16 protein-coding genes are annotated in these 15878 nt (G+C 39.7%); 6 read left to right on the top strand and 10 right to left on the bottom strand.

What is annotated here, in order from left to right; all coding sequences use genetic code 11:
- Positions 1–18 precede the first annotated feature (18 nt).
- The 3 genes from I6F50_RS18120 to ribA all read right to left on the bottom strand — a co-directional run bounded on the left by I6F50_RS18120 (position 19) and on the right by ribA (position 1964).
- Positions 19–471 carry a regulatory protein RecX gene (locus I6F50_RS18120; protein WP_007583805.1) on the bottom strand — a complete coding sequence of 151 codons (453 nt, stop codon included), beginning with the start codon at positions 469–471 and terminating at the stop codon, positions 19–21.
- Positions 471–1259, bottom strand: a complete 789-nt coding sequence (locus tag I6F50_RS18125; RefSeq protein ID WP_197176924.1) for a BPSS1780 family membrane protein — start codon at positions 1257–1259, stop codon at positions 471–473. The genes I6F50_RS18120 and I6F50_RS18125 overlap by 1 nt, the downstream gene beginning before the upstream one ends.
- 81 nt (positions 1260–1340) lie before the next feature.
- The gene (gene ribA / locus I6F50_RS18130; RefSeq protein WP_007583803.1) at positions 1341–1964 is read right to left on the bottom strand and encodes a GTP cyclohydrolase II; all 624 of its coding nucleotides are present in this window, start codon (positions 1962–1964) and stop codon (positions 1341–1343) included.
- Between the two features lie 251 nt (positions 1965–2215).
- Between ribA and I6F50_RS18135 the strand changes: the two genes are divergently transcribed.
- Both I6F50_RS18135 and I6F50_RS18140 read left to right on the top strand, forming a co-directional pair.
- Positions 2216–3328 carry an energy transducer TonB gene (locus tag I6F50_RS18135; protein WP_197142705.1) on the top strand — a complete coding sequence of 371 codons (1113 nt, stop codon included), beginning with the start codon at positions 2216–2218 and terminating at the stop codon, positions 3326–3328.
- A gap of 92 nt (positions 3329–3420) precedes the next feature.
- On the top strand, positions 3421–4536 hold the full coding sequence (locus I6F50_RS18140) for an energy transducer TonB (protein ID WP_197142704.1): 1116 nt from the start codon (positions 3421–3423) through the stop codon (positions 4534–4536).
- Positions 4537–4603: 67 nt separating this feature from the next.
- Here the strand turns inward: I6F50_RS18140 and I6F50_RS18145 are convergent, their stop codons facing one another.
- From I6F50_RS18145 to I6F50_RS18155, 3 genes are all read right to left on the bottom strand, one after another.
- Entirely contained in the window at positions 4604–5113 is a 510-nt protein-coding gene (locus I6F50_RS18145; protein WP_197176926.1) for a hypothetical protein, read from the bottom strand.
- Positions 5114–5212: 99 nt separating this feature from the next.
- On the bottom strand, positions 5213–5662 hold the full coding sequence (locus I6F50_RS18150; RefSeq protein ID WP_165727237.1) for a low molecular weight protein-tyrosine-phosphatase: 450 nt from the start codon (positions 5660–5662) through the stop codon (positions 5213–5215).
- Between the two features lie 34 nt (positions 5663–5696).
- Entirely contained in the window at positions 5697–6203 is a 507-nt protein-coding gene (locus I6F50_RS18155) for a DUF3087 domain-containing protein (RefSeq protein ID WP_165727236.1), read from the bottom strand.
- A gap of 155 nt (positions 6204–6358) precedes the next feature.
- On the opposite strand from I6F50_RS18155, the gene I6F50_RS18160 reads away from it, so the two are divergent.
- Genes I6F50_RS18160 through I6F50_RS18175 form a run of 4 tightly spaced genes read left to right on the top strand, consistent with a single transcriptional unit; the run spans position 6359 to position 8760 of the window.
- Positions 6359–6988, top strand: coding sequence for an energy transducer TonB (locus I6F50_RS18160; RefSeq protein ID WP_165727235.1), 630 nt, complete (start codon positions 6359–6361; stop codon positions 6986–6988).
- 13 nt (positions 6989–7001) lie between these two features.
- Positions 7002–7610 (top strand): sigma-70 family RNA polymerase sigma factor, encoded by a 609-nt coding sequence (locus I6F50_RS18165; protein WP_165727234.1) that lies wholly within the window; start codon positions 7002–7004, stop codon positions 7608–7610.
- Positions 7597–8229 carry a hypothetical protein gene (locus I6F50_RS18170; protein ID WP_197176928.1) on the top strand — a complete coding sequence of 211 codons (633 nt, stop codon included), beginning with the start codon at positions 7597–7599 and terminating at the stop codon, positions 8227–8229. The genes I6F50_RS18165 and I6F50_RS18170 overlap by 14 nt, the downstream gene beginning before the upstream one ends.
- A gap of 60 nt (positions 8230–8289) precedes the next feature.
- Complete coding sequence (locus tag I6F50_RS18175) at positions 8290–8760, top strand: DUF4760 domain-containing protein (protein WP_197176930.1); 471 nt, start codon at positions 8290–8292, stop codon at positions 8758–8760.
- A gap of 192 nt (positions 8761–8952) precedes the next feature.
- Here the strand turns inward: I6F50_RS18175 and I6F50_RS18180 are convergent, their stop codons facing one another.
- The 4 genes from I6F50_RS18180 to I6F50_RS18195 form a co-directional block, all read right to left on the bottom strand.
- Positions 8953–10695, bottom strand: coding sequence for a potassium/proton antiporter (locus I6F50_RS18180; protein ID WP_197159788.1), 1743 nt, complete (start codon positions 10693–10695; stop codon positions 8953–8955).
- Positions 10696–11110: 415 nt separating this feature from the next.
- Positions 11111–12487, bottom strand: coding sequence for a Na+/H+ antiporter NhaC family protein (locus I6F50_RS18185; RefSeq protein ID WP_165740614.1), 1377 nt, complete (start codon positions 12485–12487; stop codon positions 11111–11113).
- Positions 12488–12677: 190 nt separating this feature from the next.
- Positions 12678–14336, bottom strand: a complete 1659-nt coding sequence (gene pbp4b, locus I6F50_RS18190; protein WP_197176932.1) for a penicillin binding protein PBP4B — start codon at positions 14334–14336, stop codon at positions 12678–12680.
- 9 nt (positions 14337–14345) lie between these two features.
- A complete protein-coding gene (locus tag I6F50_RS18195; protein ID WP_197176934.1) occupies positions 14346–15521 on the bottom strand; it encodes an exo-beta-N-acetylmuramidase NamZ domain-containing protein in 1176 nt (391 codons plus the stop codon).
- Positions 15522–15878: the final 357 nt, after the last annotated feature.

Here is a 15878-nt window from a genome sequence, read left to right on the forward strand (position 1 = left end):
TGAAAGTCTCACCTGTATTTACTGTGCTTGCATTGCAAAATTAATTTCATCGTAGCTAAAACCCCGATACATTAAGTAGCGCACGCGCTTAGCTTTGTCTTTGTAATCGAGATCGGCCGGTGTATTCGAATATTTTTTATTGTACGCATCCTGCGCAAGCTCAAACCAATCTACTTCAAGCTCCTCTACTACTAATTCAAGTAGCGAACGATCAATCCCTTTGCCCATAGCTTCGCTTTGTATTCGCTTAAGCCCGTGGCATTTAAATATGTGTTTTCTTACAAAGCCTTCACAGTATCGCTGCTCGTTAATAAAATTATGCTTTTCGCACCAATCAAGCAGCGTTTCAATAAACTCTTCTGTAGCTTCTTTTTGCTGTAGCTTAAGCGTTAACTCACGACGCGAATATTCTTGGCGCCCTAGTAACCAAAGTACATAGTTTTTTAGCTTTTGCTTTAATTTATCATCCATTAAGCGTCAAAACGCCCGCTTGTTTCACTGCTAAGTGGCTTAACATTAATGTCGTCACTTGGTGGTACAACAGGCATAAAAATGGCTTGATAAGATACAAAAAAGCTAATGTAGCAAATCGGCATTAAAATCAACAGTGGTAAGAACGATAAGAACATCGAAAGCGCCATAAATAATGCGCAAATAAGGCCAAAAACGCCAAGTGGCAAAATGTTATGATAAAACACCATTAACGATTTTTTAAGTGCCGTTAAAATGCGTGTTTCTTTACTAAAATAAACAAGCGGTACAGCGTAAGCAAACGCTGTTAAGTAAATTAGCATTGCCATAAAAAACAAAATAACATTCGCGCCCGAAATACTATCAAGCATTTGATCAAGTGCTACGTTTGGATCAAGTCCTGGTTGGCTCATAACAGCCACCGCATCGGCAAATAAGCCATTAGCAAGTAACGCCATTAAAATGCCCGCACCCATTTGGTAAAGCGCTAAACGTAATAACCCTAAACGATTTCCCTTAGCCGTAAATGGCTTGAGGATATCGGCAAGCATAATCTTTCCGCCTTGCTGCTTACTAAGCACCGCTTGGTAAAACCCTGCGGTTAAAAATGGCGTAGCTAACGCTGCCACAACTTGCAGTAAAGGTAAAAATAAAGACAGCAGCCCTACAATGCCAATAAATAAATGCATAAAAATAAAGGTTGCTGGCTGGGTTTTAAAAATAAGCCATCCGGCTTTTAACCACTTTAGCCCTGCATCGGCTTTAAAAATTCGTAATTGTGTAGACATACTTGCTCTTAATTTAAAACGAAACACGCCAAGTATAACTTGGCGTGAGGGGGTATTAATAGACGAAACGTAATTAAATGATTAAGGTTTTTTAATTTTCTTAATATCTAACATATGCGCGCCATGCTTAATTTTTGTTTCTAGGTACGACTTGTTACCCGCAACACCCGCTTTAATGTGCGCATGCGTGCCCACAACCGAGTCAACATTAATACCGGCATCTTTTAATGCGTTAAGCTTTTTAGGATTATTGGTCATTAATTTAACGTGGCTTAAATTAAGCGCATTAAGCATTAATACCGCATCCGAAAAGTCACGTAAATCATCAGCAAAGCCTAAATGATTATTAGCTTCGTAGGTGTTCATACCCTGCGATTGCAATACGTAAGCATCAATTTTGTTGTATAAACCTATGCCACGGCCTTCTTGGCGTAAATATAATAAAATACCGCCTTGCTCGTGCATCATTTCAATACATTCGTTTAGCTGCTCGCCGCAATCACAACGCGATGAGTAAAATACATCACCTGTTAAACACTCAGAATGCATACGAATAAGCGGTACATCTTGCTCTGTATCAGCGTTGTTAAACACCATAGCAATATGTTCTTTGCCATCTTTTAAATCAGTAAATGAGATTATTTCTGCAGGGATATCACTATTTCTGCCAACATTAAGCTGGACTCTTGCTCTTACTTGCGCCACGACAAATCCAAATATTTAAATAACTACGACACGACAATAAAGTGATAATATCACAAAATAGGATAAATACACCGTAGTACAAGACTGTTTATGGCAATTATATGGCGACGACAGGCGTTATTTTCAATGATTGTTAAGCAATTAATAACCCGAATATTACAACTTCGCTTGTTTACTTTAATTTACCTAAAATAATGACAGACCTTGATAGTTTTGGTAATTTTATGGGCTAATAAATAATAGGGATTATTATGAAGCACCAACAGCTCGCCATATCAATAGGATTAAGCTTATTAGCCTTTGCTAACTACACTTTCGCAAACCAAGTAAATAGCATTCAAGTTGTATCTGCAAACGCCGAAGAAACTGACTCAGCATTCGTTGCAGCCAAAGAACAAGCTGAAAAAGAAGCACAACTTGCTTATCAAAAAGGGCTCGCTCTATATGGAGAAAATAGCAATGAAACGGCAAAGCTTGCTATTAACTACGCTAAAGCCATCAACAGTTATGTTGCAAAGAACCTTGTGGCTATAGGGTATGGTAATGAAGAGAAACGGTTTGATTTGTATTCACAGGCCCACCGTATTTTAGTTAAAAACTATGGCGAAAACTCAATAGAGACTATGGATACGCTACTAGCCAAAGCCACTCATACGAATAAATCAGATACCGCAGTCAAAAACTTTAAGCAACTCATTAAAATCGCTGAATTACAAAATGACCCTGGCCTTGTCGCTAATATGCAATTTGAAGCTGCAGAAACATTACTTTATGGGTTTAGCCATAGCGAATATTCTTTAGCGAAAAAATACGCTCAAGATGCAGATAAATATTACCAAGCCCAGCTACCTGATAATGCAGTAGAGCGTATAAAGTCTGACCTTTTAATGGTTTCATTTGAGAGTGGCCGTAAAGATTACGACAAAGCAACTAAAAGGCTAAAGCGTATAGTTGGCTTATTTGATAAATATAAAAATTTAGATCAAAGCTTTGAGCTTAATGCGCATGTTGGCTTAGTTCAGCTATATGAAAAACAAGATGAAAGCGATAAAGCGACTAAACACGCCTTAGCCTTTGCTAAAAATACGCACTGGAAAAATACCTCAGAGCAAAATCCACTCTACATAACCGAGCCTATATACCCTCGCGGTGAAACTAAAAGTCATGTAATAGTTATATTAGAGATTACTGTTGATACCCATGGCTTTGTGAAAAATCCTAAGGTTATTAGTTCTGAAGGTTCTAAAGCGTTTGAAAAATCAGCGATAGCCGCTGTTAAACAATGGCGTTACGCTCCAAAGTTTAAAAATGGAAAACCTGTAAATGCAACAACTCAAGCTGAACTGTATTTTGAACGCCTTTAAGTAGTTTTACCATTCAGTCAAAAATTATATTAATAAGAAACTGTTGTAATTACGTCAACCTAGTTTCAATTTAAAAGTTAATAGGGATTATTATGAAACGTCAGCAACTCGCTTTATTTATAGGCTTAAGTTTATCTGCTCTAAGCGCAACAACTTTAAGTACTACAGCACTCGCCAGCCAAGCAAGCGATCCTCAAACGGTATTTAGCCAAGCATACCAAAGCTATTTAGCAGCAGTTAAAGCAGACAAAAACGTACAACAAACTGCCAAACTTGCTTACACATCAGGTAAAGCCGTTTACGGTAAAAGCGACGACAATACTGCCAACTTAGCTATTAATTACGCTAAAGCAATAAAAGGCTACGGCGATGAGCTAAACGAACAGCGTTTTGCACTCTATAACGAAGCCCATACTATTTTAGCTGCAAACCACGGTAAACTATCAATAGAAACAATTGATGCACTACTCGGCCAAGCTAACTACACAACATCAGCTTACAAAGCAGCTAACTTTTTAGAACAAGTAATTGAAATAGCTAAAACACAAAATAAGCCTAAGTTTGTAGCCGACATGAAACTAGAAGCGGCAACGCTGCTTGCTAAAAAGTTTAGCTCTAAAAAATATCGCGTAGCTAAAAACTACCTAGAAGAAGCCGACGAATACTACCGTGAAAATATTCCGAGTAGCTCGGTAGAACAAATTAAAGCCAATTTTTTAATAGCCTCATTTGCCGAAGGTAGTAAAAAATATAACCGAGCAATTGAGCGCTTAAATAATATAGTTACTGCATTTGACGATAACTTAAGCTTTGATCACAGTGCTGAGCTAACTGCTCATTCAAAACTTGTGGGTCTGTACGAAAAACAAGGTAAAAGCGAGGAAGCAACTAAACATTGCCTAGCTATCGCTCAAATGGTGCCATGGAAAGAATCACAAGAGCAAACACCTCTCTATCGTGTTAATCCTAAATATCCAGCGCATAAAGCCCGATTTAGTACCGATGGTAGCGTTGTTATGGAGTTTGAGGTAGACACCGCAGGCTTTGTAAAAAACCTAAAAGTGCTTAGTTCTGAAGGTGGCAACGCATTTGAAAAGTCAGCCCAAGCAGCTGTTGAGCAATGGCGTTACGCACCAAAGTTCGAAAATGGTAAACCCGTTAGCGCTATTTCTCAGGTACAACTCGACTTTAAAATTAACCGTCACTAAAAGCGACTCATTAAAAAAGGCGCTTTATGCGCCTTTTTTAAAACTAACTAATACAAAACTCACGTAGTTAAAATTCGTAACTTACGCTAATACCGCCATCGGCTCTTTTTTCGTTGCTGTCGCTTGTTTTGCCATAGCCCACATCTAGCTCTAATCTAAAACCAGCGCTGTTCAGTCCATTAAAGTTATAACTGTACGTAAGCCCTATGCCGTTTGTTGTTTCTTCATCAAAAATACCGCCAATTACACAACCTAGCGTATTAGCAAAGTCAGTTGCTACATCATTAGTTGAACTTTCACACTCTTGGTCTGTATCTCTTGCACCAATAGCGCCCACAAGCGCGCCAAAAGCATGTTTTTTATTATCGCTAACCGCTTGTTCAAAACCTGCTGAAAAACCATCATCAAGGCCTATTTTGTAGTTTGCATACCAGCGTTGTGTGTCGTCGTTAGCCGACAAAGACACTTCAGGAATAACTAAATAAGGATAGCCACCCCCAATCGAAAAACTAACATCGTTAGCAAAAGTAGAACAAGAAGCGATAGATAAAGTGAGTAGTAATATTTTTATTTTCATAAAGTTCCCTTTGAGTAAGCATAAAATGTACTTACTTTAGGGACACTGTGCAATACGACAAAAAGCTCGTTAAATTTAGCTTTAGTAATAAAATAGGGATTAAATTTTAGCGAGTATTTTATCGCTAGCCGCTTCAATTAAATCGAGCACATTTTCAAAGCCATCATCGCCGCCGTAATAAGGATCAGGAATAGCGCTTTGGGTTTGCTCGCCATATTCTAAAAATAGCGCCAGCTTGTAGCGTAAATGCTCAGGGCACTGGGCTTTTAAATCAGCTAAGTTTTGCGTATCGGCCGCTAAAATCAAATCAAACTCAGTAAAGTCGCTACTGCGTACTTTACGTGAACAAATACCTTTAAAGCTATAACCACGTTTTTCGCCTGCTGCCATTGAGCGGCTATCAGGCGTTTTACCTTCGTGGTAACCAATAGTCCCTGCCGAATCAACTTTAACGTTAACGCCTAGTTTTTTAGCACGGGCTTTTAATACCGCTTCTGCGGTTGGCGAGCGGCAAATATTACCTAAACACACTATGAGTATTTTTTTCATTAAGGCTCCTCTAACTAATTTAAAAACCTAAACTTTAAAACTGTTTTAAAATACTTGCGTCGTAATCTTCAACGTTAAGCGTTACGTTATGTTGCGCTGCAACAGATTCAAGCTCAGCTTGTTTAATGGCTAAATCGTCCATGGTGATTAGATTATCGTCTAGCTGCCACAATAACCGAGAGCCTGCGTAACTATAATGAATCGCTAATAACGCATCGGCATTACCCTCGCGCCCTGCTGCTTTTAACTTAGCCATTTTGCGGGTTATTTTATTAAGTGCTTTTTTAAGCTCCCACACATAAACAACTTCTGTCATAAAACTATGTGTACGGTATTTATTAAGTAACCACGCAAGCCCAACGCTAGTAATAGCAACACCTATTAAGTTCCAATGAAAATGGCTACCACTTTCATCAGGAAATAAAGCAATTAGCGTTTGCGATATAGCCAAGCTGCCTACAGCTAAACCAATACCACACCCTGCAATAACACGGTTTAAATGTTTACGGTAACGCGCTTTATTTATTTCAATGAGTTGCATAACAGCCTAAAAATGTAAGTTTTAATATTTGCGAATGGCTATTGTAACTAAACCCCACATTTTTTATAAAATTATTTCACCCCTTTTTGATTTGCCACCCGTTATAGCTTTGAAAACACCCTAATTGTTGTGATCAATAAAATTTGGAGCGGCTTATGCACACACTTGAAGTACCTAACAACCCAGTATTTATTAAAACATCAACCGCCGTTATTGGCGGTGCAGTAATGACCTTTGCAGCTTTTGCGTTTATGCAATATTTAATAAGTGGCGAGCAACGCGCACCGGTTAAACCTGGGGACGATATTATAGTAGAGATTTTTCAAGCGCCTGAGGATTCAAAGCTAAGGCATATACAAAAAATACAGCCGCCACCGCCAATGCCTAAAGTGCCGCCAAAAGCTCCACCGCTTGATACATCAGCCGATCCTGTGCTTGCAATTAGCGACTTTACGCCAGTGATGATTGACGATTTTGGTGGCGACATAAATAACACCATTAATCGCCCAACAGGGGATGCAACACCCATAGTGCGCATAAACCCTAAATACCCAACCACAGCCGCGCGCGATGGCATTGAAGGTTGGGTACAACTAAGCTTTAGTATTTCGCCAACAGGGGAAGTAATCGACCCAGTAGTTATTAACGCCGAGCCAAAACGCACCTTTGACCGCGAAGCAATAAGAGCTATTAAACGCTGGAAATATCGCCCCAAAGTAATTGAAGGTGTGGCACAATTACAAACAGGTCAAACCGTACAACTCGACTTCAAATTACAACAATAAAAGCGATGAGCCTATGCTACTAAGTATTAAGTCATGGTTATTTGAAACGCCAAGCAAGGACTGCATGGCAAGTTACGCAAAAAGTGGCGACAATCGTTACTTAGAGCAGCTTATTGCCCTCTACAGTAACGACTTATACCACTACCTTATTACGCAATCTAATACGCATTTAGCATACGACGTAAGCCAACAAACATGGCTAAAAGTAATCGAAAAACGCCACCTTTACCAAGCACAAACCACACCCAAAGCGTGGTTATTTAAACTTGCCCGCAACACACTCATTGACGAATACCGCAAGCAACAGCACTTTGTAGAGCTTGACGAAAGCACGCACTTACCAGCACAAAATCATAAAAGCGAAAGCGACTTAAATAGCAGTGACTTAACTAGTGGTGACTCGCATATAGGCAGCTCAAACATAAGTTATGACGCATTCGACGCCGCCCTAAAACAACTTAGCTTTGTACAGCGCGAAGCCATAACATTACAACAAGAAGGCTTTTCGCTCACCGACATAGAACTTATAACGCATAGCAATGCTGAAACCATTAAAACAAGGCTGCGCTACGCCAAACAAAACCTTAAACGTTTATTAGGAGCAAGCAATGAACAAGCCTGATGAGCCGTTCGATCAAAAGCTCACACAACACTACAAAGAGCGAAAAGCACGCACTACACTCAGCGCTGCCCAGCAAAAAGCGCTACTCAAAAAAGCCACACATATAAAGCCTAAAAAGCCCACAAGGCTTAGTTTTACGCTACAACTAACCAGCCTTGCCTGTGCGCTTGGTGTGTTCTCCTTTATTGTGTTTGATAATAACGACATAATAAATACTGCACCTAAAACCGTACTTAACAGCGTATTTAAAACTATAGACATTCACGACTATTCAATTATTAAAACACACGAAATAAACCAAGCAGGCAGCTACGCAAGCTCTATTAAAGAGCAAAAGCACGCGCTCGACAGTCAATTAGCTAACGATTTACGTCGCCACCAACAACGCATTGTAGAATACGGCACACTCGTGAAGGTCGACAACGACTGGTACATAGCCAGCTGTAATGACGAGGTGCTAGTGCAAATTAAGCATTCGCTGTTAAGTGATTTAAAGGGTAAGCATGCGGTAGAAAGTGGTCTAAATACGGGTGATATGCTCGCTATGGCGCATAACGGTAAGGGGCAAATTATAGCGCTTAAACATGCGGGAGTTGGGGTTAGGCAATGTGGGGCTTAGTTATATCTAACTTAACCTAATATTTAGCTAAGATTAAAATAATTGCACGGAGTAATCAAAATGGAATTAAATTACATCATAGAAATAAGTAAAGTAATCGCTGTACTGTTTACTGGATGCTCATTTCTTTTTGGTATTTATATTTATATAGTTAACTCAAGAAAAGAGAGAATCAAATCAACCTTAGAGTATTGGGGGAAGTTTCATCAAGAAGTTATCCCGTATCTTATTAAGTTTAATAATAAATACCCAGGTAAGCTCCATGCTAATGAGGTTAGGGAAGTCGTAAATTTATCCGATATTAAAGAAACCCTTCACCATATTCTGAATAAATATGAGCAGCTAGCTACAGGAGTGGATTTGAAGGCATATGAGATAAAAGCGTTAAACTCACTATCAGGTCAGGAAATAATTAATAGTTACCATAGGTACGAGGCATATATTTTCTATCGTCGAACTCACAAAGAGAACCCTGAAATATGGTTACAGTATGAGAAATTAGTAAAACTACTAATTAAATTAAGAAGATAGGATGGGGCTTTAGAGCAATAAAAAGGAGTTGGGTTTCGTGTTAATCAACCCAACACATCTGTTTGGTGTTGTGAAGAAAAAAACTAGATATCAGCCTCAAGTAGTTTAAAGAAAGCTTGAGGCTGGTTAGAAGAGATAGTATTTACATAGCTAAAAGCGAGCTGTCACCACTTAATAAATCATTGTAAATAATTACGGTTTTAAAAGTCGCTTTTCTGGATTGTTTAAATACTTTAAGCCAATAGTAACTATGCGTGTATGTACCATGGTTATAACGCGTATTTGCACATTACCAATAACAACAATATCGCCTTTACTGACTTCTCCTGAAAGCTTTTGGTTAATCACTTCTTCCAAGCTTATCTCTTCTGGGGCGTCTATATGCATGTGATAAGAGTAAAATATATCACCTACCAACGTTACTCCTTTCACTTTAAGTTCGTTGTGCGCTAAGTGGCTATCTTGATGGTTTGTTTTATCGGTTGCTGTAAAAACTAAATCAACAAAAGGCCTGTTATCTGGTTTTAAAACAACAAATAAATGATCGTTTGCTTTTAACTTAGTTGAGCCTCTTGGCGGTATGATTGACGGACCCCGAGTGATCATAGCAACAACCACACTTTCAGGAAGTGCAGCATGTGACAAGCTGCGCCCAGAAACCCGCGAAACGTCACTTAAAGTGTATTCTACAATTTCTATATCAATATCGTTTAGTGCTGTGATTTCGAGCGTTGCAGCAGCGAGATCAGGTGGCGGCTCTACTAAATTTAGTTTTTTAGCCATCCAAGGCATTGTTGAACCCTGTAACGTGGCTGAAATTAACACCACGAAAAAAACCACATTAAAAATAAGCTCTGCCCCTGAAAGGCCAAATAGTAATGGGAATATAGCTAAAATAATGGGTACTGAGCCTCTAAGGCCAACCCAAGATACAAACAAAGTTTCGCGATTATTAAAGCCAAACAGTTTTAAAATAGGCGCTACAGCTAATGGGCGAGCAACAAAAATAAGTGCCAGTGCAATAAGCAATCCTTCTAACCATACATCAACCAATGACGATGGGTTAATAAGGAGCCCTAATACAACAAACATGGTTATTTGCCCAAGCCATGCTAAGCCGTCATGAAACAGAAAAATACCGCGTTTATATACAAATTTGCTGTTACCTAAAATAACACCCGTTATAAATACCGCTAAAAATCCACTGCCGCCCAGCGTTGCAGAAAGACCAAAAGAGAGGAGTCCGAATGCGGTTACCATGACTAAATATAAACCCGATGCATTTAACTTAATTCGATTAATAAACCAAACCGATACTTTACCGATTAAAAGACCAAAAATAGCGCCTACACCCATTTGCTGAGCAAATAACTGCAGTAACTCCATCCCTATTGGCATGTCATTAACGAGCATTTCTAACAAACCAACCGTTAGAAAAATAGCCATTGGATCGTTCGAGGCACTTTCTATTTCAAGGGTAGATTTAAGCTTTTTATTTAAGTGAATACCCGCACTTCGTAAAAGCGCAAACACTGCTGCAGCATCTGTAGAGCCAACAATGGCACCCAGTAAAACACCTTGTAATATGGGCAGGTCTAAAATATAAGTGGCCACAAGGCCTGTAATTACAGCGGTAAATAACACACCGACGGTTGCTAAAGCAGACGCGGGTTTCCACACTTGTTTAATTGAACTGGTAGGCGTTTGTAAGCCGCCATCAAATAGAATAATGGCAAGCGCGAGGGTACCCAGAGCATGTGCGGCCTCTGCGTTGTCGAATGATATACCTGCAATACCGTCTTCACCTGCGAGCATACCTACAAGTAAAAATAGTACTAACACAGGCAAGCCAACGCGTGCAGATAACTTGCTCGAGATCACTCCTAGTAAAATTAATATGGCACTAACAAGAATGATATTATCAATTGCAAACATAGTGTGGATTTACAGCCTTATATGAGTTATACCAATCCGCAATAATACTTAATCATTTTACGGGGCTAAACGTGTCGCTACCGGCGTTAAAAAATTCTCATTTAGAACAACTAAATAGCGATTTTTTTGCCTAGCTATCAACACGTTTTTCCAGCCTCAAAATAGATCACTTAATTAAGCGAATTGGTATTAAAAAGTAAGAATTTATAGCTAACAAAAAGCTTAAAGCTCATGCTATACAATAACCTAAAAAATATAAATACGGGTACTTAAGTCTATAATTAAATAGTTTTTCTAATAACTATAGAGCCTTTTAGTTTGGTATTGCTTGGCTCTATATTAATTAGCTTTATTTATTTTGAAAACAAAAAAGCCTGCAATTAAGCAGGCTTTTAACTATTTAAACTATCGTATTTTATAAAACAATAATGCTTGTTATTAAGTACGCTAAAAACGTAAGGCCACCACCGAATAAGGCATACGGTAGCTGCGTTTTAACGTGGGTGAGTAAGTCACACCCCGATGCAATAGCCGATACAGCGCTGGTGTCGGATATAGGCGAGCAATGATCGCCAAATATACCACCACCCAAAATAGCACCAACAACAAGCGATGGCGGTAAACCTAGCGCTTGAATAAGTGGCACACCAATTGGGATTAATATAGCAAACGTGCCCCACGATGTACCTGTAGTAAACGACATTACCGCACCGGTTAAAAACAGCACAGGTACTATTAAGTAAATAGGTAGGTAGTCGCCAACAAGTGACGCTACAAATACGCCAGTACCCAACTCTTTTAAGCTTGCGCCAAGTGTAAGCGAAAGCAGTACAATGGCGACCAGTGGCATTAATTCGCCCATACCTTTAAAACCGGTATCAACTAATTGATGGTGCGTAAATTTACGAGAACCAATCATTAAAAAGTAAGCGACAACAATGGCTAAAACCGTTGCGTACAATACTGACTTAGAGCCACTACCCTCTGCCAACACACCATTACCGGTGTAATACATAAAGCCAACCATGCTGGTAATGAGCGTAATAAGCGGGATTAACATGTAACGCGCTTTAGAGGCTTTTATTTCATCTTTTAAGTCGGTTGTTTGAAGCTCTAGTTTTTCTTCGGCTTCTTTCATAGGGCCGTGCACTTTATCAAACGCGATGGTGTAAAAAACAATGACAAGGGTAATTATGGCGTAAAAGTTATACCCTACGCTGCCCCATAATACCGATACGGCCGACTCACCTAGCTCGTAATTACCTAACAAACCAAGTACAAATGCGCCCCAGCCGTTAAGCAGTATTAAAATACACACTGGCGCACTGGTGCTATCAATAATATACGCTAAACGCGCTCGGCTCATTTTAAATTTGTCGAATAAGCCACGCGATAAAATACCCGAGGTAAGTACGCTCAGGTTAGATTCTATAAATACCGCTATACCGGTAAACATGGTTAAAAAGCCCACTTGGCGCTTACTTTTTGCAATGCCTTTGTTCATTAGCATATTAACAGTTGCTGCAACGCCGCCAGATTCGCGAATGTAGGCAAGCAGTGCACCAATTAAAATACTAAATATTAATATGCGTGTATTACCTGGCGAGCTGGCAACCGAAATAATACGTTCAATGGTATTTAAAAAAGTATCAAACAAGCTATTACCTTCGCCCTGCAAGGCGAGTAAAAACTCAGAAGAAGCAACGGCAACAAGTAGCGCCATAATCACTTCTTTTCGCCAAAACACGATAGCAATCGCAATTAGCGGCGGTAAAATAGAATACCAATGCATAAAAAGTTAACCTTAATTATTAGCGAGTAGCCTCGCTTTGTACGCGTTTTAACGCTTATTTGTTAAGCCTAACAACATAAACCGGCTTAGTTTTATAGACCGCTTAGCTTAATGGATTGGCTTACTCAAGTCACCTGTAAATAAATCACTTAAGGTGGCACAGTTAGTACGTTTTAACCTATACGATAGCTTATTGATTTAGTAGTGCTTCATAAATAAGCGACACTACCGATCCGTACTGTGCGGTTTCAAATTGTTTGCCTGTAAATTCGTAACGCTTTAGCGAGCCTTTAATTGCACTATGGCGAGCATTGGTAAGTAAAACAATAGCTAAGTCGTAAGCGGGGTCAATTACGGTCACTGTCCCCGTCCAACCTGTGTGTCCATAAGCCTGCGCGCTTGCATAAGGGCCAAAATGCCAGCGCCTTGCTTGGTTGTTACCAGCAAGCCTAAAGCCAAGCCCGTAGGTTTCGTCGCTTGATTGCGGCGTTAAAAATTGCGCTAAGGCGCTTGCACTAAATAATTGTTGGTCGCCGTAGCCACCATTATTTAATAATAGCTGGCAAAGCACGGCTAAGTCATGAGCGTTACTAAATAGCCCCGCATGCCCTGCTACGCCATCAAGCGAGTAGTAAGCGCGCTCGTCATGCACTTGGCCTTGTAAAACAGTGGTGCGAATATTATCAAACTTAATACGCCCGTCTCGTGTGTTGCCGCTAAGCTCGGTGGCTGCAAATTGCTGCGGCTTAAAGCCTTTTTTAAGTGGATTAAATAACGTGTTAGTTAATTTTAGTGGCGCATACACGTGCTGCTCTAGGTATTGGTCAAGGGGCTGCCCAGTGATACGCTCAATTAGTACGCCTAAAATCATGTAATCAATATCTGAATAAATAGGCTGCCCAGATGATTCACTGCTAAAAGGCACGCTGGTAAGTAATAGCTGTTTGGTGGTTTTACTATTTAGCGAATAAAACGCGTCGCCATTGCTGCCATCTTTACGGTGAAAGTCAAATACTGGCGGATATCCGGCGCTGTGTGTAAGTAAATCTTTTACTGTGCGTTGTGAGCGCCCTTCGCCTTTATATTCGCTTAGGTAGCTTTGTACGGGTTTATTAATATTTAATAACCCTTCGCTTACTAATTTCATAAGTGCAAAGTTGGTGGCAAATATTTTGGTGTTTGAGGCTAAATCAAACAAGGTATTAGTTTGCATTGGCTCCGGGCGTAACAGCATTAAATCACTTTGCTGATATTGCTTTGCATCGCCATAAGCAGTTAACTTTATTAGCTCGCCATTTTTAACAACAGCCAACACAGCCCCAGGAAAACCCGCTTTTACATCGCGATTTATTAATGCGTCCACTTCGCTAAAATCTATGCTTTTTATTGGATCGTCGCTTAAAGTAGGAAATGCAAAACGCAGCGTTAAACTTGCGCCAATAGGGAGAATATTTTCAACTTTAAAAGTATTAACGCCGTTGTGAGTATTTTTTGCCAAGCTGTAATTGTATAAGGTGTTGGCGCTTAGTTGTTTAACGTCGAGCTTTTGATTATTAATGTAAATATCGGCGCTTTGTGCGTTATGGTTTTGTATCAATAATTGCCCGCGCCCTTTGTAAGCTTTAAACGTCCCTCGGTTATTTACATAAAACCGGCTACTTGGATTTACCTCAGGAAACGTTACAACCACTTGTGCATTAGGCAGCTCTACAAGTTGGCTCTTTGTAAGTGGTAGCACTGAGCTAATAGGCTCAGGTGGTGTACTACAACCCACAACAATAAAGCTTAACGCCGCTATAAATGCTTTTTTTATATAACTACACCTTTGATTTTTTAAAGCAATAAACATGCTTAGCCCTTATTTATATAACAAGTAAGGCGCTCTTTGCGCTTTAAATTGCGCAAGCCCCGCCTGCCAACTTTGTTTTATTTGCGCCTCTGATTGCCCTGCTTCAATAGCTAAGCGCAATTTATTAGTACCCGCTAGTTTATCCATAAAGTCAGCGCGCTCAAAAAACGAGATGTTGCTTTTACTAAGCTCCGTGTACGCATTTATTAAGTAAGTTAAGTTTAGGCCTGTGATATTTGCCTGTCTTAAATCGAGCCCTTGTACGGTTTGGTTTTTAAATTTAGGATTTAAAGCCGCACCTTTAATTGCACGCGGCGTAAAATTAAAATCACCTAATGCAACTGGCGAATAGCCTATTACTTGAAACGCAAAATCGGTGCCTCTACCAATACTTACGGGCGTTGCTTCAAAAAAGCAAAGTGATGGGTAAAGTGCAATGGCCTGATCGTTAGGTAAATTAGGGCTGGGTTTTACCGGCAAGCTGTAAGTACTTTTGCGAGTGTAATGATCAACAGGGATCACAGTTAATTTTAAATCGGGTGCTTTATTGATCCAGCCCTCGCCTTTGATCATTTTGGCAAGTTCGCCAACGGTCATGCCGTGTAAAACAGGAATTGGGTGCATGCCTACAAACGATTTAAATTCTGGCTCTAATATTGGCCCATTAACGTAGGCAATATTTGGATTGGGTCTGTCGAGTACTAAAAATTCTATCCCCTGCTCTGCAGCGGCTTCCATCATGTAGTGCATAGAGCTTATGTAGGTATAAAAACGCACGCCTACATCTTGAATGTCAAAAACAATGACATCAACATCGGCTAAAGCAGCTTGGCTTGGTTTTTTATTTTTACCGTAAATAGAAATAAGCGGAATACCAGTTTTACCATCAACGGCATTTTTTACATGTGCGCCCGCATCATGATCGCCACGAAAGCCATGCTCAGGTGCAAAAATTTTAGTTATATTAATATTTTTAGTCAGCAGCGCATCGACTAAGTGAGTTTGCCCTACCGTTGATGTTTGATTAACTACCAGCCCTACGCTTTTATTTTTTAACTGCGGTAAATATTTAGCATATTGCTGCGCACCTACCATAAGTGAGTTATTAGCTTCGTTGGCTTGTGCGCTGGAAATACAAATAGCGCTAAAAATAAAAAATAACGTAATAAATAGGGTTTTAAACATACTGCAATATCCTTTTAAACAAGGCGTTTAAAATAACATAGGTAATATTAAAGAGCAGCTTTAGAAAAGGGTTAAGTGGGCTTGAGTAGATACAGTGATTAGAAGCTGGCGCTTCTCACGCGAGCAAGCTCAGCGTCTACAACGGATAAATAAACTCGGAGTTTAGATTTAAAGATTAGAGCTAGTTTTACTTGAAAATACCACCTCCCATTTTAAGCTTAAAGACCGTATTTAACCTTCTTAGAGCTAAACGCTTCTAGTTATTTAATTTCTTGGTCAACGGAGTTTTTCAAGTTAGTTGTCGCATCAAATTAAATTTTATGCCGCCCGCATTGCTTCTTTTTTCTCTGGATTTAA

It is taken from the genome of Pseudoalteromonas sp. NZS127_1 (assembly GCF_015864295.1).
Classification (GTDB): domain Bacteria; phylum Pseudomonadota; class Gammaproteobacteria; order Enterobacterales; family Alteromonadaceae; genus Pseudoalteromonas; species Pseudoalteromonas arctica.

What these genes read in the sequence shown, in the direction of transcription:
- pbp4b (WP_197176932.1), bottom strand. Translation starts at nt 14,336, where the DNA reads ATGTTTATTGCTTTAAAAAATCAAAGGTGTAGTTATATAAAAAAAGCA.
- I6F50_RS18170 (WP_197176928.1), top strand. Translation starts at nt 7,597, where the DNA reads ATGAACAAGCCTGATGAGCCGTTCGATCAAAAGCTCACACAACACTAC.
- I6F50_RS18155 (WP_165727236.1), bottom strand. Translation starts at nt 6,203, where the DNA reads ATGCAACTCATTGAAATAAATAAAGCGCGTTACCGTAAACATTTAAAC.
- I6F50_RS18135 (WP_197142705.1), top strand. Translation starts at nt 2,216, where the DNA reads ATGAAGCACCAACAGCTCGCCATATCAATAGGATTAAGCTTATTAGCC.
- I6F50_RS18180 (WP_197159788.1), bottom strand. Translation starts at nt 10,695, where the DNA reads ATGTTTGCAATTGATAATATCATTCTTGTTAGTGCCATATTAATTTTA.
- I6F50_RS18125 (WP_197176924.1), bottom strand. Translation starts at nt 1,259, where the DNA reads ATGTCTACACAATTACGAATTTTTAAAGCCGATGCAGGGCTAAAGTGG.
- I6F50_RS18195 (WP_197176934.1), bottom strand. Translation starts at nt 15,521, where the DNA reads ATGTTTAAAACCCTATTTATTACGTTATTTTTTATTTTTAGCGCTATT.
- I6F50_RS18120 (WP_007583805.1), bottom strand. Translation starts at nt 471, where the DNA reads ATGGATGATAAATTAAAGCAAAAGCTAAAAAACTATGTACTTTGGTTA.
- I6F50_RS18160 (WP_165727235.1), top strand. Translation starts at nt 6,359, where the DNA reads ATGCACACACTTGAAGTACCTAACAACCCAGTATTTATTAAAACATCA.
- I6F50_RS18165 (WP_165727234.1), top strand. Translation starts at nt 7,002, where the DNA reads ATGCTACTAAGTATTAAGTCATGGTTATTTGAAACGCCAAGCAAGGAC.
- I6F50_RS18185 (WP_165740614.1), bottom strand. Translation starts at nt 12,487, where the DNA reads ATGCATTGGTATTCTATTTTACCGCCGCTAATTGCGATTGCTATCGTG.
- I6F50_RS18145 (WP_197176926.1), bottom strand. Translation starts at nt 5,113, where the DNA reads ATGAAAATAAAAATATTACTACTCACTTTATCTATCGCTTCTTGTTCT.
- I6F50_RS18150 (WP_165727237.1), bottom strand. Translation starts at nt 5,662, where the DNA reads ATGAAAAAAATACTCATAGTGTGTTTAGGTAATATTTGCCGCTCGCCA.
- I6F50_RS18140 (WP_197142704.1), top strand. Translation starts at nt 3,421, where the DNA reads ATGAAACGTCAGCAACTCGCTTTATTTATAGGCTTAAGTTTATCTGCT.
- I6F50_RS18175 (WP_197176930.1), top strand. Translation starts at nt 8,290, where the DNA reads ATGGAATTAAATTACATCATAGAAATAAGTAAAGTAATCGCTGTACTG.